General features: G+C 61.8%; 19 protein-coding genes. 6 read left to right on the top strand and 13 right to left on the bottom strand.

Features of this window, described 5'->3' with window-relative positions; all coding sequences use genetic code 11:
- Positions 1-30: 30 nt before the first annotated feature.
- Both AC1RT2_RS16420 and secD read left to right on the top strand, forming a co-directional pair.
- Positions 31-444, top strand: a complete 414-nt coding sequence (locus AC1RT2_RS16420; protein WP_493103564.1) for a hypothetical protein — start codon at positions 31-33, stop codon at positions 442-444.
- A gap of 104 nt (positions 445-548) precedes the next feature.
- Positions 549-3,074, top strand: a complete 2,526-nt coding sequence (gene secD, locus AC1RT2_RS16415) for a protein translocase subunit SecD (protein ID WP_493103562.1) — start codon at positions 549-551, stop codon at positions 3,072-3,074.
- 36 nt (positions 3,075-3,110) lie between these two features.
- Here secD and AC1RT2_RS16410 read toward each other — a convergent pair whose 3' ends face one another.
- From AC1RT2_RS16410 to hutI, 9 genes are all read right to left on the bottom strand, one after another.
- Positions 3,111-4,235 (bottom strand): NAD(P)/FAD-dependent oxidoreductase, encoded by a 1,125-nt coding sequence (locus AC1RT2_RS16410; RefSeq protein ID WP_493103560.1) that lies wholly within the window; start codon positions 4,233-4,235, stop codon positions 3,111-3,113.
- A gap of 75 nt (positions 4,236-4,310) precedes the next feature.
- Positions 4,311-5,267 carry a LysR family transcriptional regulator gene (locus tag AC1RT2_RS16405; RefSeq protein ID WP_493103558.1) on the bottom strand — a complete coding sequence of 319 codons (957 nt, stop codon included), beginning with the start codon at positions 5,265-5,267 and terminating at the stop codon, positions 4,311-4,313.
- Between the two features lie 401 nt (positions 5,268-5,668).
- On the bottom strand, positions 5,669-6,445 hold the full coding sequence (locus AC1RT2_RS16400) for an ABC transporter substrate-binding protein (protein WP_493103556.1): 777 nt from the start codon (positions 6,443-6,445) through the stop codon (positions 5,669-5,671).
- Between the two features lie 122 nt (positions 6,446-6,567).
- The gene (locus tag AC1RT2_RS16395) at positions 6,568-7,554 is read right to left on the bottom strand and encodes an aldo/keto reductase (protein WP_493103554.1); all 987 of its coding nucleotides are present in this window, start codon (positions 7,552-7,554) and stop codon (positions 6,568-6,570) included.
- 82 nt (positions 7,555-7,636) lie between these two features.
- Positions 7,637-8,212 (bottom strand): HutD/Ves family protein, encoded by a 576-nt coding sequence (locus AC1RT2_RS16390; RefSeq protein WP_493103552.1) that lies wholly within the window; start codon positions 8,210-8,212, stop codon positions 7,637-7,639.
- A 2-nt stretch (positions 8,213-8,214) separates the two neighbouring features.
- On the bottom strand, positions 8,215-9,891 hold the full coding sequence (hutU, locus tag AC1RT2_RS16385) for a urocanate hydratase (RefSeq protein WP_493103550.1): 1,677 nt from the start codon (positions 9,889-9,891) through the stop codon (positions 8,215-8,217).
- Positions 9,892-9,908: 17 nt separating this feature from the next.
- Positions 9,909-10,709 carry an N-formylglutamate deformylase gene (gene hutG, locus AC1RT2_RS16380; RefSeq protein WP_493103548.1) on the bottom strand — a complete coding sequence of 267 codons (801 nt, stop codon included), beginning with the start codon at positions 10,707-10,709 and terminating at the stop codon, positions 9,909-9,911.
- A gap of 1 nt (position 10,710) precedes the next feature.
- Positions 10,711-12,246, bottom strand: coding sequence for a histidine ammonia-lyase (gene hutH, locus AC1RT2_RS16375; protein WP_493103546.1), 1,536 nt, complete (start codon positions 12,244-12,246; stop codon positions 10,711-10,713).
- An 89-nt stretch (positions 12,247-12,335) separates the two neighbouring features.
- Positions 12,336-13,559 (bottom strand): imidazolonepropionase, encoded by a 1,224-nt coding sequence (hutI, locus tag AC1RT2_RS16370; protein WP_493103543.1) that lies wholly within the window; start codon positions 13,557-13,559, stop codon positions 12,336-12,338.
- Positions 13,560-13,671: 112 nt separating this feature from the next.
- Here hutI and AC1RT2_RS16365 point away from each other — a divergent pair, with 112 nt between their 5' ends.
- Complete coding sequence (locus tag AC1RT2_RS16365) at positions 13,672-15,015, top strand: formimidoylglutamate deiminase (protein ID WP_493103541.1); 1,344 nt, start codon at positions 13,672-13,674, stop codon at positions 15,013-15,015.
- Positions 15,016-15,170: 155 nt separating this feature from the next.
- Positions 15,171-15,857: a histidine utilization transcriptional repressor HutC gene (gene hutC, locus AC1RT2_RS16360; RefSeq protein WP_493103539.1), complete on the top strand. Its 687-nt coding sequence runs from the start codon at positions 15,171-15,173 to the stop codon at positions 15,855-15,857.
- A gap of 166 nt (positions 15,858-16,023) precedes the next feature.
- On the opposite strand, the gene AC1RT2_RS16355 is transcribed toward hutC, so the two are convergent.
- Both AC1RT2_RS16355 and AC1RT2_RS16350 read right to left on the bottom strand, forming a co-directional pair.
- Complete coding sequence (locus AC1RT2_RS16355; protein ID WP_493103537.1) at positions 16,024-16,845, bottom strand: calcium-binding protein; 822 nt, start codon at positions 16,843-16,845, stop codon at positions 16,024-16,026.
- A gap of 194 nt (positions 16,846-17,039) precedes the next feature.
- Positions 17,040-19,007, bottom strand: a complete 1,968-nt coding sequence (locus tag AC1RT2_RS16350) for a CHASE2 domain-containing protein (protein ID WP_493103535.1) — start codon at positions 19,005-19,007, stop codon at positions 17,040-17,042.
- Between the two features lie 196 nt (positions 19,008-19,203).
- Between AC1RT2_RS16350 and AC1RT2_RS16345 the strand changes: the two genes are divergently transcribed.
- Positions 19,204-19,470, top strand: coding sequence for a hypothetical protein (locus AC1RT2_RS16345; RefSeq protein ID WP_493103533.1), 267 nt, complete (start codon positions 19,204-19,206; stop codon positions 19,468-19,470).
- A gap of 463 nt (positions 19,471-19,933) precedes the next feature.
- On the opposite strand, the gene AC1RT2_RS16340 is transcribed toward AC1RT2_RS16345, so the two are convergent.
- The gene (locus AC1RT2_RS16340) at positions 19,934-20,671 is read right to left on the bottom strand and encodes a class I SAM-dependent methyltransferase (protein ID WP_493103531.1); all 738 of its coding nucleotides are present in this window, start codon (positions 20,669-20,671) and stop codon (positions 19,934-19,936) included.
- A gap of 712 nt (positions 20,672-21,383) precedes the next feature.
- On the opposite strand from AC1RT2_RS16340, the gene AC1RT2_RS16335 reads away from it, so the two are divergent.
- Positions 21,384-21,947: a hypothetical protein gene (locus AC1RT2_RS16335; RefSeq protein WP_493103529.1), complete on the top strand. Its 564-nt coding sequence runs from the start codon at positions 21,384-21,386 to the stop codon at positions 21,945-21,947.
- Between the two features lie 417 nt (positions 21,948-22,364).
- Here AC1RT2_RS16335 and AC1RT2_RS16330 read toward each other — a convergent pair whose 3' ends face one another.
- Positions 22,365-22,640, bottom strand: coding sequence for a hypothetical protein (locus tag AC1RT2_RS16330; protein ID WP_493103527.1), 276 nt, complete (start codon positions 22,638-22,640; stop codon positions 22,365-22,367).
- Between the last annotated feature and the right edge of the window lie 215 nt (positions 22,641-22,855).

Below are 22,855 nucleotides of genomic sequence, written 5' to 3'. Positions count from 1 at the left end.
TCCGCCTTCGCAAAACGGACAGGCATGACGATGAGGACCGGGAAAGAGGCGAGCATGTGGGAGCGGGGTTTTGCACCCGTCGGCTTCCTCGTGCTGCTTGTTACCCTGTTCCTCTCGCAATTCTCCCTGCCGGATACGACGCGCCCGGCCGGCCACCCGGACCGCGCGGCCGCCGAAGGCGGCGTTGCGCCGTCGCCGCTGTCTACAGCCGACGATCTATGGTTCCCGGCAAGCGGCCATGCCGAGCGTCGTACCGCGAAGGCTAAGGCCGGCCTGCCGGAAGGCGATTCCGGCGGCAAGGCGCTCGTTGCGGGTGCCGGCGCGCTGCTTTACCCCTTTGAAACCGCCTTGGCCGAGGCCTTTTCTGCTGCCGATGATGTGGCGCCGGTGCTGTCCGGCCCGGCATCCTTCCGCAGCCGCGCGCCTCCGGCTCTTGTTGCCTGAGGCCTTGTGGCGCTTCCGCGCCGCGCCATTCGATTGAAATTCCGATCCCACGGACGGCGCCGGCAAACCTGTCGCGCCTTTCCGGCAGTTAAGTGGAACATCCCATGAAAACCTCCAAATGGGCATTGTTTGTCTCCGCCATTATCATCCTGTTCGGGATGTTTGCGGCGGTGCCCAACGTGCTGACGCCTGAGCAACAGGCGAAATACGGGCGCTACCTGCCTGCCAACCCGGTCACCCTCGGTCTCGACCTGAAGGGTGGTTCGCACCTCGTGCTCGAGGTGGATTCCGCAGCACTGCGCAAGGCGCGCATGGATTCGCTGCTCAACGACACGCGCGCCATCCTGCGCACGGCCGGCCAACGCGCCTCGGCGGCACGCCTCGCCGGTACGACGCTGACGGTCACGCTCCCCGACCAGGCCGCACTCGACAAGGTTCTGCCAGAGGTGCGCAAGCTCGCGACGCCGACCACCACGCTCGGCTTCAGCGGCGGCTCCTCGGATATCGACGTCGCCACCAGCGGCCTCGTGATCAACGTCACGCTGACGGAAGCCGGCATCAACGAACGCATGTCGGCTGCCGTCGAGCAGAGCCTTGAAATCATCCGCCGCCGCGTCGACCAGGTCGGCGTGGCCGAACCGCTTATCCAGCGCGTCGGCGGCGATCGCATCCTCGTGCAGCTGCCGGGTCTTCAGGATCCGACGCGCCTGCGCCAGCTGCTCGGTTCGACCGCGCAGATGAGCTTCCACATGGTCGACCAGACGGTGGACCCGAACAGCGTCGCCCCGCGCGGCGTGATGATCCTGCCCGGCGCCAACGACCCCGGCAAATACGCCGTCGAAGAGCGCGTCGCGATCTCCGGCGACCGCCTTGCCGATGCCAAGGCCGGCTTCGACCAGCGCACGAACGAGGCGATCGTTTCGTTCAGCTTCGACTCCACCGGCGCGCGGCAGTTCGCGGAAATCACCCAGGCCAATGTCGGCAAGCCCTTCGCCATCGTTCTCGACGGCAAGGTGCTGACGGCACCGGTCATCCGCGAGCCGATCATCGGCGGCCAGGGCCAGATTTCCGGCAACTTCAACCCGCAGGAAGCGACCGTTCTTTCGGCGCTGCTGCGCTCTGGTGCGCTGCCGGCACCGCTTACCATCATCGAAGAACGCACCGTCGGCCCGAACCTCGGTTCGGACTCGATCCGCATGGGCCTCTATACCGGTCTCGCCGGCCTCGCCGCCGTCGTGGTGCTGATGCAGGTGCTGTACGGCTCCTGGGGTCTCATCGCCAATCTCGGCCTCGTGTTGCACACGATCCTGACGATCGGCCTGCTCGGCATCCTGGGCTCCACACTTACCCTTCCCGGTATCGCCGGTATCATCCTCGGCATCGGCATGGCGGTCGACGCCAACATCCTCATCAACGCGCGTATCCGTGAAGAGACGGCGGCGGGGGCGGGGGCCATCAAGGCGCTCGATGTCGGCTTCAACAAGGCCTATGCGACCATCGTCGACGGCAACATGACGACCATGGTCGGCATGATCCTGCTCTTCATGTTCGGCTCGGGCCCGGTTCGCGGCTTCGCCATCACCATGATCATCGGTCTGGCGATCTCGATGTTCACCTCCATCACCTTCGTGCGCTTCCTGATGCGCGAAGTGGTTCTCCGCCGCAAAATGAAGAAGATCGACATCCATTCGATGTTCGGCCAGGTCTGGAGCATCCCGACCTTCTCCTTCATGCGCGGTCGCTATATCGCAATCGCCATGTCGGCCTTCATTTCGATAAGCTCGATCATCCTGTTCTTCACGCCAGGCCTCAACTACGGCATCGACTTCGTTGGCGGCATCCAGGTCGAGGCGACGTCCAAGACGCCGATCAACCTCGCACCGCTGCGCGAAAAGATGGAAGGCTTGAACCTCGGCGAAGTGGCGCTGCAGGAATTCGGTCAGGGCACGTCCGTGCTCGTGCGCGTCCAGCGCCAGCCGGGCGGTGAAGAGGTGCAGACCGCGGCCCTCCAGAAGATCCGCGACGGCGTTGCCGAAGTGATCCCGGATGCGAGCTTCGAGCGCACGGAAGTCGTCGGCCCGACGGTCAGCACGGAGCTTGCCCGCTCCGGCTTCCTGGCTGTCGGCCTCGGCATGCTGGCGATCCTGATCTACATCTGGTGGCGCTTCGAATGGCACTTCGCCGTGGGCGCCATTGCGACGCTGATCCTGGACATTACCAAGATGATCGGCTTCTTCTCACTGATGCAGATCGACTTCAACCTGACGGCCATCGCCGCCGTGCTGACGCTGATCGGCTATTCGGTCAACGACAAGGTGGTGGTGTACGACCGCATGCGCGAGAACATGCGCAAGTACAAGTCGATGCCGTTCTCCGATCTCATCGACCTGTCGATCAACCAGGTGGTCATGCGATGCATCTTCACCTCGGTCGCCGTGGCGGTCTCGTTGCTGCCGATGGCGATCTGGGGCGGCGATACGGTCAAGCCGTTTGCCTGGCCGATGCTGTTCGGCGTCATCGTCGCGACGACCTCGTCGATCTATATCGGCGGCCCGATCCTGCTCTTCCTCAACCGTTACTGGAAGGATCGCGCCGTCGCCACGCCGGGCGCGCCGGCAACGGAAGCGTGAAAACAGAACGGGCGCCCTTGAGGCGCCCGTTTCGTTTCAGGAGAAGCGTGCGGGGCTGAAGGTTTCAGCCCCGATGCCCTCGCGAGCGAGTGGCTCAGGCACGGGACTGCCGGCGAGGAGGGCAGCGGCAAGGCTACCAAGTGCTGGCGACGTCAGGATGCCGTAGCCGCCCTGGCCGGCGAGCCAGAAGAAGCTCGGCTCGTCCTGTGCGGGGCCGATGACGGGCAGACGATCGGCGGAAAAGCTGCGCATGCCGGCCCAGCTCTTGAAGACGCGGCGCACGTTGAGCGTTGTTGCTTCTTCGACGTAATGGGCGGCATAGGCGATATCGAGTTCTTCCGGCTGCATGTCCGCCGGCTCGCACGGCGTCGCATCGGCCGGCGAGGCGAGCAGGCGGCCGCCTTCCGGCTTGAAGTAGAAGATTTCCTCGATCTCGTTGATTTCCGGAAGGCGGCCGGCATCCACGCCTTCAGGCAGGTCGACGGTGATTGCGGTGCGACGGTGCGGCACGATGCCCACGGGAGCGACGCCGGAAAGGGTTGCGACCGTGTCCGCCCAGCCGCCCGCCGCATTGACCAGAACCCCGGCGGCGATCGTCTCCTCGTTCGTCTCGATCAACCATTTCTCGCCGACGCGCCGGGCGCCGGCAAGCCGGCGGCTTTCCAGGATGTGCGCCCCGTGACGCCGCGCATGGCGGGCATAGGCCTGCAGCAGGGCGTCGACCTCGATGTCCCAATAGTCGGGATCGAAATAGGCCGCGGCAGTGTAGGCGGGGTTCAGAATGGGCACGCGGGCCAGCAATGCGGCCTCGTCGAGCCACTCCACGGCAACGCCGAGTGCCTTGGCCTGTTCGAAGCGCTCGCGCACCTGCGCCTCCTTGCCATGGGTGCCGAAGAGGATACTGCCGCGAGGGATAAGAAGAGGTACGCTGGCAAAGCCCTCCGGCGGCGTGGCCAGGAAGGCATGGCTGGCGCGGGCAAGCGCATTCACCAGAGGCGCGTTGTCACGCAGCGTGAATTCCGCGGCAGAGCGGCCGGTGCTGTGATAGCCGAGTGCCGGTTCCTGCTCCAGCACGACGACGGAACGGTGTGGGCTGAGGAAGTATGCGAGCGAAATCCCTGCAATGCCGCCGCCAATGATTGCGATGTCGAACGTCTGCATGGCCGCCTCCCTATGATGGTAAAGCCGTACGAAAGCTTTCGGCATTCTTCAAATTTATAGGGATGAAGGTCGATATTAACCGGATTGATGTGGCTCGCCCCAGCGCCATGCCGGTACGTCGGCCATGTGCGCGAGGAAAGCGCGCTCCGCCGGATTGAGTGCCGAGCCGGGATTGGTGATGCGGAAGGTTTCGGCGATCGGCAGGTCTTCATAGGGCGGCAACTGCCAGAGTTCGCCGGCCGCCAAGGCCGCTCCTGTGAGATGCACCGGCAGCATGCCAATGCCCGCATTGGCCACGACCAGCCGAAGCACCTCCTCCACATTGAAGGCCAGCGCCCGCACCTGCTGGCCGAAGGACCCGACGGCACGCACGGCTGTTACGGGTCCCATATGCGGCCCACCGAGGACATCGGCGAGGAAGCTCACATAGGGCTCCCCACGCAGGTCCTGCGGCCGGGCATCCAGCACGCCGAACAGCCGGTGCCCGCGGCCGCAATAGAGCGCGTAGCGTTCGTAGCAGAAAGGCACCCTGTCCAGCCCCTCCGGAATGATGCCGTCCGAAAGGCCGAGCGTCGCGACACCGCGCTCCACCGAGCGGATGACGTCCGTCGTCGTCTCGACCGTGACGCCCACGGTGACGCGCGGATGCAGCCGGAAGAAATCCGCGATCGCCCGGTCCCAGGCGGGGTTAAGGGCGTGGCTGACAGAATGGAGCGTGATATGCCCGGCAATATCCCCGCCGGAGGGCTCCATCGCCTCTGGAAGACGCACGATTGCCGAGAAAATATCATGGCAGAGGGCGTGCAGCCGCTCACCGGCCTCCGTCAGTTCGAAGCGGCCGGGGCTGCGATCGATCAGTCGATGGTCGACCGATTGCTCCAGCCGCTTCAGCGCCATGCTGACAGCCGGCTGTTGCAAGAGCAGCCGGTTCGCCGCCCGCGTGATCGAGCCTTCTTCCACCACGACCACGAAGGTGCGCAGCAGGTTCCAGTCGAGGTTGTGCGCAAAGCGTTCAAGGCGATTTATCGGCATGCGTGTAGTTAGAATGGCAGCTCAATGAGAGGCAAGGGGAGGCGGTCCGAGACTGCGAAAAATGTGAGCGGCCGGTGGGTTTTTTGGCGGAACCAATTTCGTTTCCAGCGCATTGGGCACCCTGAAAGAAGGGGAAATACCATATGTGGGAACGGTTTAGCACCAGCGGACTCGCGGGGTCCTATGTTGATGAGCTTTTGGCAGCGGGCGTCGAAGCCCATATGGAATTCCGACCGCGGCGGGCATTCGACCCGTTTCCGTTTCTCGTCAGCCCGATCGAAAACGATCCGAGCGAACTGGCCCCTTCGACCGCTTATCGCGGAACAAAACCTGTTGGGGATACGCAGCGCGGTCCTTGATGCCTCAAACGAAAAGGGGCGGCCGAAACCGCCCCGAGAATCCTACTTCATCGTGTAGATGTCGATGGAGAAGTACTTGTCGTTGATCTTCTTGTAGGTGCCGTCTTCGCGAATGGCCTGCAGCGCGGCGTTCAGCTTTTCACGCAGGTCGTTGTCTTCCTGGCGCACGGCGATGCCGACGCCTTCGCCGACGAATTTCGTGTCGGTGATGGGCTCGCCGATCAGTTCGCAGCACGTTTTGCCATCGTCGTTCTTGGTGACCCAGTCGAGCAGCGGGATCATGTCGCCGACCTGCAGGTCGAGGCGGCCGTTGACCATGTCGAGGTTCACTTCATCCTGTGTCGGATAGAGCTTGATGTCCGAATCCGGATAGACCGCTGCGGCATAGTCAGCCTGCGTCGTGCCGGCCTGCGCGCCGATCGTCTTGCCCTTCATGCCTTCCTTGGTGAAGTCGGTAATGCCAGCACCCTTCGGTGCGGCATGCGTCATGGCGGCGAGATAGTAGGGGTCGGTGAAGTTGACCTGCTTCTTGCGCTCCTCGGTGATGAACATCGAGGCAATGATCATGTCGTATTTCTTGGCGACGAGGCCGGGAATGATGCCGTCCCAATCCTGCGCGACCACTTCGCACTCGGCCTTCATCTTCTCGCAGAGCGCCAGGCCGATCTCGACGTCGAAGCCTCCGAGTTTGCCGGCGGAATCCTGGAAGTTGAAGGGCGGGTAGGCGCCCTCCGTGCCGATCTTCAGCGTTTCGGCTGAAGCCGCCGTGGAAAGGAGGCAAGAGCCTGCGAGAGCAAGTGCGGCAAGCATTCTTTTCATGGTCGTTCCCCTGTTCTGATTATGACCGAGGAAACGGTAGCGCGGGCGAGTGCATAAACGAAATAGATAGCCATGATGTTGGCTATCATTTCAGTTTATGCACCCGCCCTTCCCGGATTGTCTTACCAGCGGTCGTGCACATGGGGCGCGACGAGGCGGTAATAGACCTCGCGGGTCGCTTCCATCACGGCATCCGGAATGGCCGGCAGGCTGGCGGCGATCGCATTGGCTTTCGCCTGCTCGGCATTGCGTGCGCCGGGAATGACGACGCTGACGGCGTCCGCCATCAGGATCCAGCGCAGCGCGAAGGCCGCCATGGTGGCGCCCGTCGGCACGAGCGCGCGGATCTCCTCCACGGCTTGCAGTCCGGTCTCGAAGGGCACGCCGGCAAAGGTCTCGCCAACGTCGAAGGATTCGCCGTGGCGATTGAAGTTGCGGTGGTCATCGGCTGCGAAGGCGGTATCGCGGTTGATCTTGCCGGAAAGCAGGCCGCTCGCCAGCGGCACGCGGGCGATGACCGCGACCTGCCGACGGGCAGCCTCCTTGAAGAACAGCTGCGCCGGGCGCTGGCGAAAAATGTTGTAGATGATCTGCACGCTGACGACGCCCGGGTACTCGATGGCCTTCAGCGCTTCCTCGACCTTCTCGACGCTGACACCGTAATTGGCGATCTTGCCGGCGGCCTTGATCTCTTCCAGCGCATGGAAGACCTCGGGACGGTAGTAAACCTCCACCGGCGGGCAATGCAGTTGCACGAGATCGAGGCGTTCGACGCCGAGGTTCTTCAGGCTGCGGTCGATGAAGCCTTCGAGATTTTCCTTGTTGTAGCCATCGGCCACATGCGGAGAGAGCCGGCGGCCGGCCTTGGTCGCCACCATCGGGCGCTGGCCGCCACGATCCTTGAGAACATCGGCGATAATCTTTTCCGAACGGCCGTCGCCATAAACGTCTGCTGTGTCGATGAAGGTCATGCCGGCGTCGAGCGCGGCGTTGAGGGCGGCGCGGCCATCCGCCTCGGTGACGTCGCCCCAGGCGCCGCCGATCTGCCAGGCGCCGAAGCCGATATCGGTGGTGGTGAAACCCGTGCGGCCGAACTTGCGATGTCTCATGAAAATATCTCCCGGCAAATTGATGTGCCGGGAGGTAGCACTCCGCTCAAGCGCGGACAAGGAAATCGCTTCCGCCAATGGCTCAGGCGGGAGTGATTTCTACCAGATAGAAGACGGCACTTTCACCGACAGACAAAACCTCCGCCTTCTCCGAGCCGTCAAGCACGAGGGCGTCGAGCGGCTGGAGACCGATGAGCCCCTCGGCGGTGGAAACGCCAAGCGGCGACAGCGCCAGCAGGAGCCGTTCGCCAGCGGAATCGCGAAGCACCTTGGACCCTTCCGCGATGTGGTGCGTGAGCGAATGCCGGAAAGCACCCCGCCGCGTCATCACGTTGAGATCAGTGATCGGTCCGCCCGTCAGCCGGGCGGTCGTCGGTGCATCGGCCGGAAAGGCGAGGGGTGCGCAGACCGGCGTCAGCAGCTTGTCGCCGAGCCCTTCGATGGACAACGCCATGCCATCGCCCGACAGCACCGCCAGCGTGCGGTCGATACCGGGGAAGACGGAGAACGGTCCATCGCTCGCCACCGTCGCCATGCTGACGCGCCAGCCGAAATCCGAAAGGCTTGCGCCTTCCGGAGTGACGATTACCTCGACCGTCTCGCCGCCGCCGTTCTTCCACGGCATGCGGCGATGGTCGCTGTTGCGAAGAAGTCGCATCCTCAGTTGCCGAGGATGCCGGGCAGGCGCAGGCCCTTTTCCTTGGCGCAATCGATAGCGATGTCGTAGCCGGCATCGGCGTGGCGCATGACGCCCGTCGCCGGGTCGTTCCACAGCACGCGGCTAAGGCGCTCGGCTGCCGCATCCGTGCCGTCGGCGCAGATGACGACGCCCGAATGCTGCGAGAAGCCCATGCCGACGCCGCCGCCGTGATGGAGCGACACCCAGGTGGCACCCGAGGCAGTGTTGAGCAGCGCGTTGAGCAGCGGCCAGTCGGACACGGCGTCGGAGCCGTCCTTCATCGATTCCGTTTCGCGGTTCGGCGAGGCGACGGAACCCGAGTCGAGATGGTCACGACCGATGACGATGGGCGCGCTCAGTTCGCCGTTCTTGACCATCTCGTTGAAGGCGAGGCCGAGGCGATGACGATCCCCGAGACCGACCCAGCAGATGCGCGCCGGCAGGCCCTGGAAGGCGATACGCTCGGCGGCCATGTCGAGCCAGTTGTGCAGGTGCTTGTTGTCCGGCAGCAGTTCCTTGACCTTTGCGTCGGTCCTGCGGATGTCCTCCGGATCGCCGGAAAGGGCCGCCCAGCGGAACGGGCCGATGCCGCGGCAGAACAGCGGGCGGATATAGGCCGGCACGAAGCCCGGGAAGGCGAAGGCGTTTTCGAGGCCTTCTTCCTTGGCGACCTGGCGGATGTTGTTGCCGTAGTCGAAGGTCGGGATGCCCATGTCCTGGAAGGCGATCATCGCTTCGACATGCTCGCGCATCGAGGCGCGGGCGGCCTTTTCGACGGCCTTCGGGTCGCTTTCGCGCTTGGCCTTCCATTCGGCCATCGTCCAGCCCTTCGGCAGGTAGCCGTTGATCGGGTCGTGGGCAGAGGTCTGGTCGGTGACCATGTCCGGGCGGATGCCGCGGCGGACCATTTCCGGCAGGATTTCGGCGGCGTTGCCGAGCAGGCCGACGGACTTGGCCTCACCGGCCTTCGTCCAGCGGTCGATCATCGCGAGCGCCTCGTCGAGCGTTTCGGCCTTTTCGTCGATATAGCGGGTGCGCAGGCGGAAATCGATCGAGTCGGGGTTGCACTCAACGGCAAGGCACGACGCGCCGGCCATGACGGCGGCGAGCGGCTGGGCGCCGCCCATGCCGCCGAGGCCGCCGGTCAGAACCCACTTGCCCTTGAGGTCGCCATTATAGTGCTGGCGGCCGGCTTCCACGAAGGTCTCGTAGGTGCCCTGAACGATGCCCTGGCTGCCGATATAGATCCACGAACCGGCCGTCATCTGGCCATACATGGCAAGGCCCTTCTTATCCAGTTCGTTGAAGTGGTCCCACGTCGCCCAGTGCGGCACGAGGTTGGAGTTGGCGATCAGCACGCGCGGCGCATCCTTGTGCGTGCGGAAAATGCCGACCGGCTTGCCGGACTGCACGATCAGCGTCTCGTTCTCTTCGAGATCGCGCAACGAGGCGACGATCTTGTCGAAATCGGCCCAGGTGCGGGCGGCGCGGCCGATGCCGCCGTAGACGACCAGTTCATGCGGGTTTTCCGCAACATCGGGGTCGAGATTGTTCATCAGCATGCGCAGCGGCGCTTCCGTCATCCAGCTCTTGGCGGTGAGTTCGGTGCCGCGGGCAGCGCGTACTTCGCGGATGTTGTGGCGGGGATTGGTGGTCATTGGCTGGTTCTCCCGGATCAGCGTGGAAGGGTGGAGGCAAGCGCCTCGAGACGGGTCAGGATGTCTTTCAGGGGTATGCGGAGCCGTGCGGCCTTCTCCTCGTCGAGATCGAAGGGCGGGACTTCCGTGGCGAGATGGCTGACTTGTGCCAGTTCCATCTGGATGGCGTGCACGCCGGTTTCCGGCTTGCCGTAGTGGCGTGTTGTCCAGCCACCCTTGAAGCGGCCGTTGAGGATGCTGGTATAGCCCTCGGCTGCGGCGCAGACCTCGAACGTGGCCGTTTCGATGGCCTTGTCGCAGGTGCGGCCCATGTCGGTGCCGACGTTGAAATCCGGCAGCCGGCCTTCGAACAGGAAGGGGATCAGCGAGCGGATCGAGTGGCAATCATAGAGGATCGCCACGCCGTGGATCGCCTTGACGCGCTCGATCTCGGCGGCAAGGGCCGCGTGATAGGGTGCGTGGAAATTGGCCAGCCGATAGGCGATGTCCGCCTCGGTCGGCGCTTCGCCGTCCTTCCAGATCGCCTTGCCGTCGAAATCCGTCTCCGGAACGAGGCCCGTCGTGTTCTGGCCGGGATAGAGGCTGACGCCGGCCGGATCGCGGTTGGCGTCGATGACATAGCGGTGGAACGTGGCGCGCACCGTCGTGACATCAGGCAGAAGACCGTCATAGAGACGCTCGATATGCCAGTCCGTATCGGCGAGGATGCGGCCGTTGCCGTTGAGGCGCTCCCAGATATCGGCCGGGACATCCGTGCCGGTATGGGGGAAGGCGAGGATGACGGGCGAGGTGCCCTGGTGAAGTTCGAACAGCGCCATCTTACGCCTCCAGCACCGGCAGGATGCCCTTCGTTACGGAAGCAGCGAGCGCGCCCGAGGAGACGAAGGTGCTGGCGGCGGCAAGATCCGGCGCCATGTAGCGGTCTTCCTCCAGCGTTGCCACGACGGTGCGCAGCGCTGCCACGACCTTCTGCAGCTCCGGGCTGGTGGTGAGCGGGGCACGGAAATCGATGCCTTGCGCGGCCGTCAACGCCTCGATGCCGATAATGGCGAACAGGTTTTCCGTCATGCGCAGCAGGCGGCGCGCACCATGGCAGGCCATGGAGACGTGGTCTTCCTGGTTGGCGGAGGTCGGCGTCGAATCGACCGAGGCCGGATGCGCCATCTGCTTGTTCTCGCTCATCAGCGCGGCCGAGGTGACTTCCGCGATCATCAGGCCGGAGTTGAGGCCGGGCTTCTTGGCGAGAAAGGCCGGAAGGCCGAAGGAGAGGGCGGGATCGACCAGAAGCGCGATGCGCCGCTGGGAAATCGCACCGATCTCGCAGACCGCAATGGCGATCTGGTCGGCGGCGAAGGCGACAGGCTCGGCGTGGAAGTTGCCACCGGAAACGACGCTGTTGTCCGACAGGACGAGCGGGTTATCGGTCACGGCATTGGCTTCGATTTCGAGCGTGTGGGCGGCGGTGCGCAGGACATCGAGGCAGGCGCCATCGACCTGCGGCTGGCAGCGGATGCAGTAAGGATCCTGCACGCGCTCGTCGCCGGTGATGTGGCTTTCGCGGATGACGGAACCGGCAAGCAGGGCGCGCAGCGAGGCCGCCGCATCGATCTGGCCCTTGTGGCCGCGCAGCGTATGGATATCCGGATGGAAGGGCGCAGACGAGCCCATGGCCGCATCGGTGGAAAGCGCACCAGTGGCGAGTGCTGCCTGTGCCGCACGGTGGGCGCGGAAGAGGCCGGCGAGCGCCAGAGCGGTCGAAACCTGCGTGCCATTGATGAGGGCAAGGCCTTCCTTGGCGGCGAGCACGACGGGCGCAAGGCCGGCCTTGGCGAGCGCTTCACCGCCGCGCAGCCGTTCGCCGGCATAGAAGGCTTCGCCTTCACCGAGCATCACCGCCGTCATATGGGCGAGCGGCGCGAGGTCGCCGGAGGCGCCAACGGAACCCTGTTCCGGAATGACCGGGATAACGCCCTTCGCCTGCATGGCTTCGAGGAGGCGCACGATCTCGATGCGCACGCCGGAAGCGCCGCGGCCGAGCGAGATCAGCTTCAGAGCGATGATCAGGCGCACGATGTTTTCGGCAAGCGGTTTGCCGACGCCGCAGCAATGCGACAGGATCAGGTTGCGCTGAAGCGTCGCCACGTCGGCGGAGGCGATCTTGATCGAGGCGAGTTTACCGAAGCCGGTATTGATGCCGTAGACCGGTTCGTCGCCGGCGGCGATTTCCGCGATGCGGGCGGCAGCCTTCTGGATGCCGGCATCGAAGGACGCGTCGAGCTTGGTCGCCTCTCCGGTCCAGTAGATGGTTTCAAGGGTCTTGAGAGGTACGGAGCCCGGGTGAAGGGTGATCGTCATGATTGATTTCCCGATGCAGCACGCGGCTGCGCAAAGATCGAATTCGAGCACATCCGGCAAAGCACGTTGGGCTTTGCGGCGGGACGTGTTCAGTGTCCGCTGCGGATACGGGCAAACATGGGGTTGAAGCCCATGCGATAGACCAGTTCCGCCGGCCGGCCGATGTCCCAGAGGACGAAATCGGCCCATTTTCCGGCTTCGAGCGTCCCCACTTCATCGACCAGGCCCAGCGCGCGCGCAGCCTCGCGCGTCGTGCCGGCAATGCATTCCTCGACGGTCATGCCGAAGAGGGTTGCAGCCATGTTCATGGTCAGAAGCAGAGAGGTGAGCGGCGAGGTGCCGGGATTGCTATCGGTGGCAACGGCCATTTTCACGCCGTGCTTGCGGAAGAGATCGACCGGCGGCTTCTTCGTTTCGCGGATGAAATAGAAGGCGCCCGGCAGGATGACGGCGACGGTGCCGGCCTTGGCCATGGCGGCCGCGCCCGCATCGTCGGTATATTCGAGGTGGTCGGCTGACAGCGCACCATAGGAGGCAGCGAGTGCCGCGCCGTGTAGGTTGGAAAGCTGGTCGGCATGAAGCTTCACTGGCAGGCCATGCGCCGTGGCGGCGTCAAAGACCCTTGCCATCTCGTCGGTAGAAAAGGCGATGCCCTCGCAGAACCCGTCGACGGCATCGGCAAGCCCCTCGGCTGCGATGGCCGGCAGCATCTCGTTCACGACCTTGTCGACATAGGCGGTCTTGTCGCCGTTCATTTCCGACGGCAGCGCATGGGCGCCGAGGAAGGTGGTGCGCACGGTGACGTCGCGCTCTTCGCCGACACGGCGGGCAGCACGCAGCGACTTCATCTCGTTTTCGGTGTCGAGGCCGTAGCCGGATTTCAGCTCCACGGTCGTCACGCCCTCGGCGATCAGCGCATCGAGGCGGGGCAGGGTCTGGCGCACGAGGTCGTCTTCGCTTGCCGCACGCAGCGCCTTGACGGACGAAACAATGCCGCCACCGGCCCGCGCAATTTCCTCATAGGAGGCGCCGGCAAGGCGAAGCTCGAATTCGTGGGCGCGGTCGCCGGCATGCACGAGATGGGTATGGCAGTCGATAAGGCCCGGCGTGATCCAGCGGCCTTCGCAATCGGTCGTTTCCGCAGCGGAGAATTCGGCCGGCAGATCGGCTTCAGGACCGGCAAAGGCGATGCGGCCGTCGCGCACGGCAATGGCGCCATTTTCCACGATGCCGAGCCCCGGCAGGCTTTCCTTGAGCGTCGCCAGTCGCGCATTGCGCCAGACGCGGACCGTGTCCTTTTCCGTTGCCACCATGGTGATTGCCTCTTCCCTGCGATGAATATAATGTATATACATAATCGCAATCGACGCAAGAGCCATTTTGAAATTCGGCGTCGAACAGGCACACCGGGAGAGGAGACACGCCGTGGGCGTCATTCATGCAAGGCAGGGGCTGCTGACGGGCGGCTGGGCGAGCAATGTCCGCATTCGCATCGAGAGCGGTCGCATTGCCGAGGTCGAAACGGGCGTTGCCGCCGCACCCGGCGATGAGCGCCACGACACGATCGTCGCTGGCATGCCGAACCTGCACAGCCACGCCTTCCAGCGCGGCATGGCGGGCCTGGCCGAAACCCGCGGGCCGGGGAACGACAGCTTCTGGAGCTGGCGCAACGTCATGTATCGCTTCGCGCTTTCCATGACGCCGGACGATGTCGAGGCCGTCGCCGCCCAGCTCTATGTCGAAATGCTGGAGGCCGGCTTTACCCGCGTCGGCGAATTCCACTACCTGCACCACGACAAGGACGGCGGGCACTATGCCGACATCGCAGAGATGGCCGCGCGCATCGCGTCGGCTGCCTCCGAGACCGGCATCGCGCTCACCTTGCTGCCCGTCTTCTATGCCCATGCGGGCTTTGGCGGCACCGCGCCGGGCGAGGGGCAGCGCCGCTTCATCAACGATCGGGATTCCTACGCGGCCCTCTTGGAGCGCTGCCGTGCGCTCACCGACGCTCTGCCCGAAGGGATCACCGGTGTCGCCCCGCACAGTCTGCGTGCCGTTACGCCGGACGAGCTTTCCGCCGTCGTTGCCATGGCTGGCGACAAGCCGATCCATATCCACATCGCCGAACAGGTGAAGGAGGTCGAGGACAGCATCGCCTGGTCCGGTCGCCGCCCGGTGGAGTGGCTACTCGACAATCAAAAGGTGGATGGCCGCTGGTGCTTCATCCATGCAACGCACATGACGGACGCCGAGACGCGCGGCATGGCCGAAGCCGGTGCCGTTGCCGGTCTTTGCCCGATCACCGAAGCCAATCTCGGGGACGGCACGTTCCCGGCGGAGTTCTTTGTCGCCGATGGCCGCTTCGGTGTCGGTTCGGATTTCAACGTGCTGATCGGCCTGCCGGACGAGTTGCGCCAGCTCGAATATTCTGAGCGGCTCGCCCATCGCGCCCGCAATGTGCTGGCCGCACCCGGTGGTTCCACTGGCCGGGCGCTGTTCGACGGCGCGGTTGCCGGCGGCGCGGCAGCACTCGGCGTCGAAGCCGGACTTGCTGCGGGACGCGCCGCGGACTTCGTCAGCGTCAAGGCCCGTCACGGCCTCGACCTTGCCGGCGACATGCTGCTCGACGGCTGGATCTTTGCCAATGGTGCCGAGGTCGATTGCGTCTGGGTCAATGGCCGCAAGCAGGTCGAGGGCGGGCGTCACGTGACGCGTGAGGCGATAGGCCAACGCTTCACCAGGACAATGCGGGCGCTTGCCGAAGCCTGAGGATGTATTGAAAGGCTTTTCGGCCTTTCCTATGACATTTTAAAGCCCGGGCGAATCTGCGCCCGGCAGCAGCGGAGGCGACCATTTCCACCGAAGAGGACAAGACGCGCCCCGATGCAAAGGAGCCCTCGCTGCACCGCCGCATCCTCGAAGAGGTGGAGGGCAAGATTCTGTCGGGCGAATGGCCGCCCGGCTACCGCATTCCCTTCGAGCACGAATTGACCGAGCAGTACCAATGCTCGCGCATGACGGTGAACAAGGCGATTATCGACCTGGTCAAGCGCGGCCTCATCGAGCGCCGCCGCAAGTCCGGCAGCTACGTCACCCACCCGCATGCCCAATCCGCGGTGCTGGAAATCCATGACATCCGCCTGGAAGTCGAATCGCTCGGCCTGCCGTATCGCTACGAGCGCCGCACACGCGTCGATCGCCCGGCCAAGGCCGCCGACCGGCGCCTCATGGAGCTTGGTGAATCGGCGCGGCTGGCGGAGATTTCGGCGCTGCATTTTGCCGGCTCCCAGCCGTTCTGCCTGGAGGATCGCCTGATCAACCTCGCCGCGGTGCCCGAGGTCACGGACGAATCGTTCGACGCGATCGCCCCCGGCGCCTGGCTGATGAGCCGCGTTCCCTGGAGTGCTGCCGAACACCGCATCCGCGCGGTCGGTGCCGATAGCCGCACCGCCGGTTTCCTGGCGATCGCGCCCGGCACACCCTGTCTCGTCGTCGAACGCCGAACCTGGAGCGGCGGCGTCTACATCACCCACGTCCGCCTGACCTATCCCGGCGAAAAACACGAACTCGTCGCTGAATTCGCACCGACTCACCCGAAGCAGTCCGCCTGACGTCACGCGCCGGCGGAAAACCGTTCTGTACGAATGGTTTTGTTCCAAGCTTCCGGCGCAAGAAGGGGCTCGCGTGGTGCATGCGCAGCCTTTACCCATTCGGTGGGTCAAAGGCGGATACGAGGCGATGCTCATCGTATAGAGCAACGTCTCGTTTTTACGCGGTTCAGATAATGAGGAAGTCTGACGCGGTGAGATTGAGGCCGCTCTGGAGTTTGGCAAATGCCATCGGGCCGCTCCCGCCCACGCCGTCGGCATCGTAGAGAAGCAAACCAGAACTCTTGTTGTAGATGATACGGTCTTCGCTGTCGGCCGCCACTATGCCGTTGGCCGATGACAGGAAAGCATCCGCATTCAGCGCGCCGCTCGCGCCGAGGGCTTTGAAGACAACATTGTCCAGTCGGATAGTGTCGTTACCGTTGTTGAAATCCGAAATGAAATCGATATTTGACGAGCCGAGCGCGGTATTAAATACGAAGCTGTCATTTCCTGCCCCGCCGGTCAGAATGTCGGCGCCAGTTCCACCGAACAGGAAATCATTGTTGGAGCCCGTGTGGATCGTATCGGAATGGTCACCGCCATAAGCCCAATCCTTCGTGGAACCAGTTATGATCTTGTCGTCACCGCCAGCGCCGTAAACCGAAATCTTCCAAGATACCCCGGGCGCATAAGAATCCCGAAGGCTCTTAATTTGCTCGAAAAATGACCAATCAAGGCTACTTGCTGCAGAATCGTCATTGTACAGTGAAAGGTTCGATGGGGTGAAAACACTCGGTCCCATTCCCGTTAGGAAATCTGTCGCGTTAATTGTAGACGGAAATCCTGGGCCATCATAAATCCAGCCACTGTAAAAGGTTGAAAACGCATTTTGATAAGGGGAATCGATATCTAATACTTCTCCACCGGAAAGCAATATACGATATATATTTAGATTGTGATCATAATGAATTTTCTTAAAAGATCCGCCAATAGACTTTGTGAAGTTCATTTCACCCTCGAAATTATGAAGATGTGCATATCTAGAGGGGATGGATAAATAAATCAATTATGTATCCAGTAATAACTAGTGAATTTTTATACTTTTTTGTTTAAAAAATTACTTTAGTTGATGATTTCCCCCGGAAAACCCCGCGATTTTTCCAAAAATCGGGAAATATCGAAAATCGCTAAATGTATCCGATGTTAAAGATTCTTATGCTCCGCCCGCGAGCTATCGGTCCGCACTGTTTCGTAGTAGGCAGCGAGTGCGGGATTTTGCCGCGCTAGGTTGCCAAAGGCAGTTTCGTTGGCTGTAAGGCGGCCCACATATATGTCTTCTACGAGTCGAGCATGCAGCGTCTTGATTTCCTCCGGCAGGCTGCGCACGACGGTGTAGACGGGCGCCGCCGTCGTGCGGCCTTTCACCGTGATGCGATCCAGTTCCAGCACCGCGAAATCCGCCTCGGCAAACCGCGCCGTCTGCTCGCCGATCAAGAGCGGCACGCCATACAGCTTCGAAGCGCCCTCGAGGCGTGAGGCGAGGTTCACCGCGTCGCCCAGCACGGAATAATCGAATCGCTGCAGGGAGCCCATGTTGCCGACCACGCAATCCCCCGTGTTGATGCCGATGCCGATTCGCAGCGGATGGTAGACAGTGCCGCTGGCGGTCGCTTCAGCGCGCAGTTCAGCATTGAGTGCCGCCATGGCATCCAGCATGTCTAGCGCGGCGGCGACGGAATGATGGGCGTGTTCCGGATCGTCGAGCGGTGCGTTCCAAAAGGCCATCAGGCAGTCGCCGATATATTTGTCGATCGTGCCGCCATGTTTGAGCACGATGTCGGAGAGCGGCGTCAGCAACCGGTTGATCAGGGCGGTCAATTGCTCCGGATCGTCTTTCAACGCCTCGGCGATGGTGGTGAAGCCGCGCACGTCGCAGAAAAGAATCGAGAGCGTTCGGCGCTCACCGCCAAGCTTCAACTGCGATGGATCGCGCGCCAGACGTTCCACGAGGGCAGGGGAAAGGTATTGCGAGAAGGCGCGCACGATCTCGCGCCGCCGTCGCCGTTCTTCCGCATAGTCGAGCGCCGTCTGGCCGGCCGCGACCAGCAGCAGGGCGATCGTCGGACCGATCGGTGAAACAAAGACATTCGCCGTGCGAATGAGCGCAAAACTGACAAGACCGATCGCCACCACCGCAAAAAGGCCAAGCGCAATAGTCTCCCAGCGGGTCGCGTTGCGTACAATGGCGGCAGAAAGCAGGGCCGCAAGCGCAACGGCACCGATGGCGACGGGCGTGCCGGCGCGCGTAATCGCGACATCCGACGTCAGATTGTCGAAAATCGTCGCCTGGATCTCTGCGCCGGGCACGAGTTGGCCGGTATGAAGGGTGTAGGACGTCGCAAAGGCATCCGCCCCGCCGGAATTGAGGGCCGGCGCGTTCTGCAGGCTGAGGCCGACGATCACCACCCGTCCCTTGAACGTGTCCTTCGGCAACATGTTTTCCGGATCGAGCGCCTGATAATAGGAAACCGTCGGATAGCTGCGCGATGGGCCGAAGGATTGCAGCAGTTTATCAGCCGGCGGCACTGTCTCTTTCCCAACAATGCGGGCGAGCGCCATGGCGAAGCCGTCATCATAGCCCGGCAGATCGCGGAAAACCCCGTCACCGCCGAGCGCAATGGAGGCAATGCCCGTCACCGCGCCGGCCTCGGTGAAGGCCGGCAGCGGCGTGGTGCGCAGAAGCTGATCGGCCTGCGGCGTGACGATCAGGCTCTCGTCGCCCGCAAGCACGACATCCGACCCGAGCACCCTGGCCAGCGCATCGTCGGAGGCCGGGTTGGAGGGTTCCGCGAAGATGATATCGAGGCCAATCGCCTTGGCACCGGCCTTGCGCAGGCTTTCGACCAGCCGGGCGTGCAATTCGCGCGGCCAGGGCCATTGCGCATTGATATCGGCCAGCGACGGCTCATCGATTGCCACGACAACAGGGCCGTCGGCGGGCGGTCGGGGATCGTCGATCGTGGAGAGATAGTCGAAGGCACGCAGATCGGCGAGCGACCAGGCCGGGAATTGTGCCAGGCCCGAAACCAGAACGGTGACCGCGAAGGTAAGGGCCGCCAGCCGCCGCGAACGCCGGGACCATAGACCGGGATGGGGGAAGGCGAGGGTCATGCGGCGGCTCCCAGACGAACAGGCCGAGGGGCGGATGGAGTCTCGCCGAAGGAAGACAGGACGTTGCGCATGTCTCCATGCACGTGTCATCCCCCTGAAAAAGTCAAGCGGCCGGCACCGCTAATGTTGCTTTCCGGAAGCGCTTCGCTACCAAGGGAAGAAAGGAAAAGGACGGGAGCATGGCAAAGGCAGAGGAATGGGGGTAATCCTCGATCCGGCACTCGGCAGTCGGGACGGCGCCGCGCTCGAACATTTCGACCATATCCGCTGCGTCAACGATGCCTTCTACGACCAGGTGAAGCTTTTCGGCCAGAAGGCCGCCTATATCTTCACCTTCATGCCGGCTCTCCTCGTCACCTCTGCGGAAAGCCGAGCAACGGGTCGTGCCATGCCGAGGGCGACTGGACCTCGGACATCTTTTTCGGCCTTCCCGCCCTTGCGTTGGTCTTTTCCATCGTGCTGAGGATTCTCGTGGTGCTGCCCCGCCGTGTCGACAATTCCACCTCGCTCTTCTAGGCCTCCAGCCGGCTGCACCGCGTAGACTTCCGCAAGGCAGCAGAAATCCGTGGTTTTGACTACCTTTTCGAGCAATATATGCAAAACGCCGACCCTATGGTCATCATCGCCCACGAAAAGTAATAATTCGTGGGCTTCGCCTTCCGGGGACTGCTGGTGATACTGTCCTATGCAGCACAATTGGTGATGGGGTGACATCGGCAGCCATTTCAGGTGGTCTGTGCCGCCAGATGGTCAAGCAATGCGTATCGCGGTCAAGTTTTGAACGCAGAATATTTACTTGAAGGTATTCTCAGTCTGATTTCCACCTAATCATTTTGAATGAGCAGGGGTTTAGAATATAACCGTCGCACGAAGTATTTCCAAAATTAATATTTATGCCTTATCTTTTACGTATTTCCGTGACTTTCCTAGCATCTCTGGAATGTGAGCCGATTGCCGTCGATTAAAATGCCATCCTTATCAGTTGAACCATAGTAGACTGTGTTGGTGAGCGTCATAGGAGCCAGCCAGCGTACATAGTGCTCGATTGTCCACGCCCAGCCGGACGTCTGAAATCGGACAGGTTCAGAATGGGTGGTGACGTTTAGTAGCAACCGTGCGCCAGGTTTGTGGCAAATTGCTTTCAGATTCTCGATGTAGCTATCCTGTTCGTCCGGGTGGATATGTGAGGCAACGTTGAAACTGAAAGTCACATCGACTGCGGCATGAATCACGTCAAGGAGTTTGTCTTCTATCGTGCCGATGACGGGGTTCTTCTGTTGGATGAGTTCAGGCCCCACCAACTCAATTCCTTCGGCTATCAGATAGTCCGATGGGTCTATCCCGAAATAGTTGCCGCTCGCCTGCCGCTCCATCACATGCACCCCGACCCGAAGACTACCGCACCCATAGTCGCATATCTTGGTTTGGGACGTGATGTCGCCGAGGTCGTAGATGAGTTGGGTGTTGCTCACACCGTCAGCTTTCCAGTCATTCCCATTCTTTAGGTTTCTACCAAGCGTCGCGTGAGATCGCCCCTTTATCAAGTTATCGCGGAGAACGCTCACGGAGAACGTGGAGAACTTTCCAGTAGGGTTCTTCAAGAGCCACCGTTCAAACTCGGCGTCGAATTCTGCAATTTTCTTGTCGAAGAGTCTTATGGTCAAATCAATGCTCCCACAACGGCGGCTTTGGCTGTGATGAATAGCAACTCTCGACCGCAGATAAAAGTAATTTTTGGGGGTCGAGCCGATGTTGCTACTTTGAAGCGGTTCTGTTGTGTGTTCTCTTTCTAACTCAGATTAGATAGCAAGAAGTTGTTCGCGCTCTGACGGGAAACTGGCTGATGCCTCTTCGGTTTGTTTTGCGCACCACGTTGTCGGAGGCGGCGCAACATAGTTCGAAGAAGCCGCTGCCACCTAAAATAAAAGGAGGCTTACTTGGCGTGTCCGCCTCGGATGGGGCCATTGGCCCAATTCAAGGTGCAGGGCTTTGATTTTAGGAGATGAAGTGGTGGCTATGTTCTCAAACCAGAAAGGGCGCCTGCTCGACGCCGGGGAGATGTGCGCCATGCAGGGTTCTTGTCAGTCTGTGCGTTCCGGTCGTCAAGCCCGACGGAAAGCCGGTTGCTCAGCGCTCTACCCGGTCGACGGTGGTGCCAACGAAGCCTGATGCCGATGTGTTGTCGCGTTCCAGAGACCCGAAGAGGATTGCGTAGGAGCGCATGCGGGCCGCACGAACGCGTGATTTTTGTCGCCAGTTTCCTGTAAAGCCTGCGAGAGCTGCGTGCCAAGGTCGCGGCACTTCGCCCAGGCAGCCCAGTGCTCGGGGCTTGGGTCTTTGAGCATAGCATCGTTCCCGGCTGGAGACGGTCCGTTCATGATCTTTCTCCAATTTTCCTGTTTGGTGCTACCGGCTATAGCCGGTCTGTCATTCCGGGATTGTCTTCGCGGTGAAGAGAACCGAGGTCGCCACTTGGGCGACGACCTTGAGTTCAATGGGGTCCAGCGCAGCGAAGTACGCCTGGAGGCAGGGAATGATGTATTTGAGTGCACATGGCATTTATTGTCGTTGAGCGTCTGGATGATGCGATTACCGGTCGACGGAGACCATTTGGTGGGTTTCCAGCTCGCCGCTGCTGCGGAATTCCTCGGGTGCCAGATCGATCGACTTGACGAAAGTTTCCATTTCGTCGCGCGTCAACGTCGAGGGATCTCGGCCGGTAGCAGTGATGACAGCAATGGCAGCTCCGGTGTTTACTCGATCGAGGCTTCAATTTCGGGTTGGGAAATTTGCGTTCGGTCATGGTCTTGTTCCTCTGGTGAAATTGGTGGGGTGAAATCTCAAGCACTCCTCATATATGCTGAGATCACGGCCCGCAGTTGGGACTGGAGTCGTGCAATACAGCAGCGAAACCGCCGATCTCCCAAGAAAAAGCAATGAATGAAACGAACGCTTTGCCGCTGGATTAAAAAATGGCTGCACCATCCGGTTTGCATGCGTGGTCGCGACCTGAAAACATTCCTGCATTTCGGCCAACGACTTACCCAGGCGGCACGCAACTCAAGTCCGGGCTATCCGGCCGGCCGGTTGGATGGCCTCCGCGCTTGTCAACCCGAACGAGATTAGGGTTCGCCTATAGCGGCGGCGAGGAGACGTAGGGCTATGGTCGTAACGGGTGAGGGTCCCGTCCCCTGTTGAGATTGGGAAGGCCGGGTCTGTCGAACGCTCGCGCTATCAGGCAAGGATATCGACTTAGACGGCCTGGCCGCCTTCCCGGTGCAAATGCCGAACAGATGCCAGCCCGCAGGACAAACGGCAAGTCACCGATCTTATACTTCGGAAGTACCGAGGTAGGGATTATTGCCCGATGTTTGCGCGGACCCAGGCGGTGACGGCTTCATGCAGTTTCACACCAGCCCAATCGCTCGAAGGCTTGATCTCGCAGACGAAAAGTCCGTCATTACCGCCGATCAGGGCCCTGAGCCTCTCGCGGATTGTCAGGGCATCGCCATTCAGGTTTCCAAACCACAGCGATTCCAAGGGCCGGACACAGTTCCATTCGCTCAACTGCTGGGTCAGCGCGTCGTAGTTCTTGGCCGTCCGGGGGTCGTAGCCAATCATATAGGCGGGCATGGTGCACTCCTTTTTGCTACAACGGACCGACGACGAATTCTATTCTCCGCCAACATCAGCTGGGTGAAGGTTTGGGACGGCGGCGCTGAAGAAAGTACAGACGTGATAAGCAATCTCCCCGCCTGCGGGTAGCCTTCTGGTAATCCTCCCGCGCACTAATCGGGTTCAAAAGTAGAATTTTCTCGGCAATATGCATGAGGAGATTTTGATGAAGA

This window comes from Shinella sp. GW821-FHT11G07, assembly GCF_058808115.1.
Note: the sequence above shows the minus strand (reverse complement) of the source record. Positions and strands in the feature narration are given on the sequence as shown.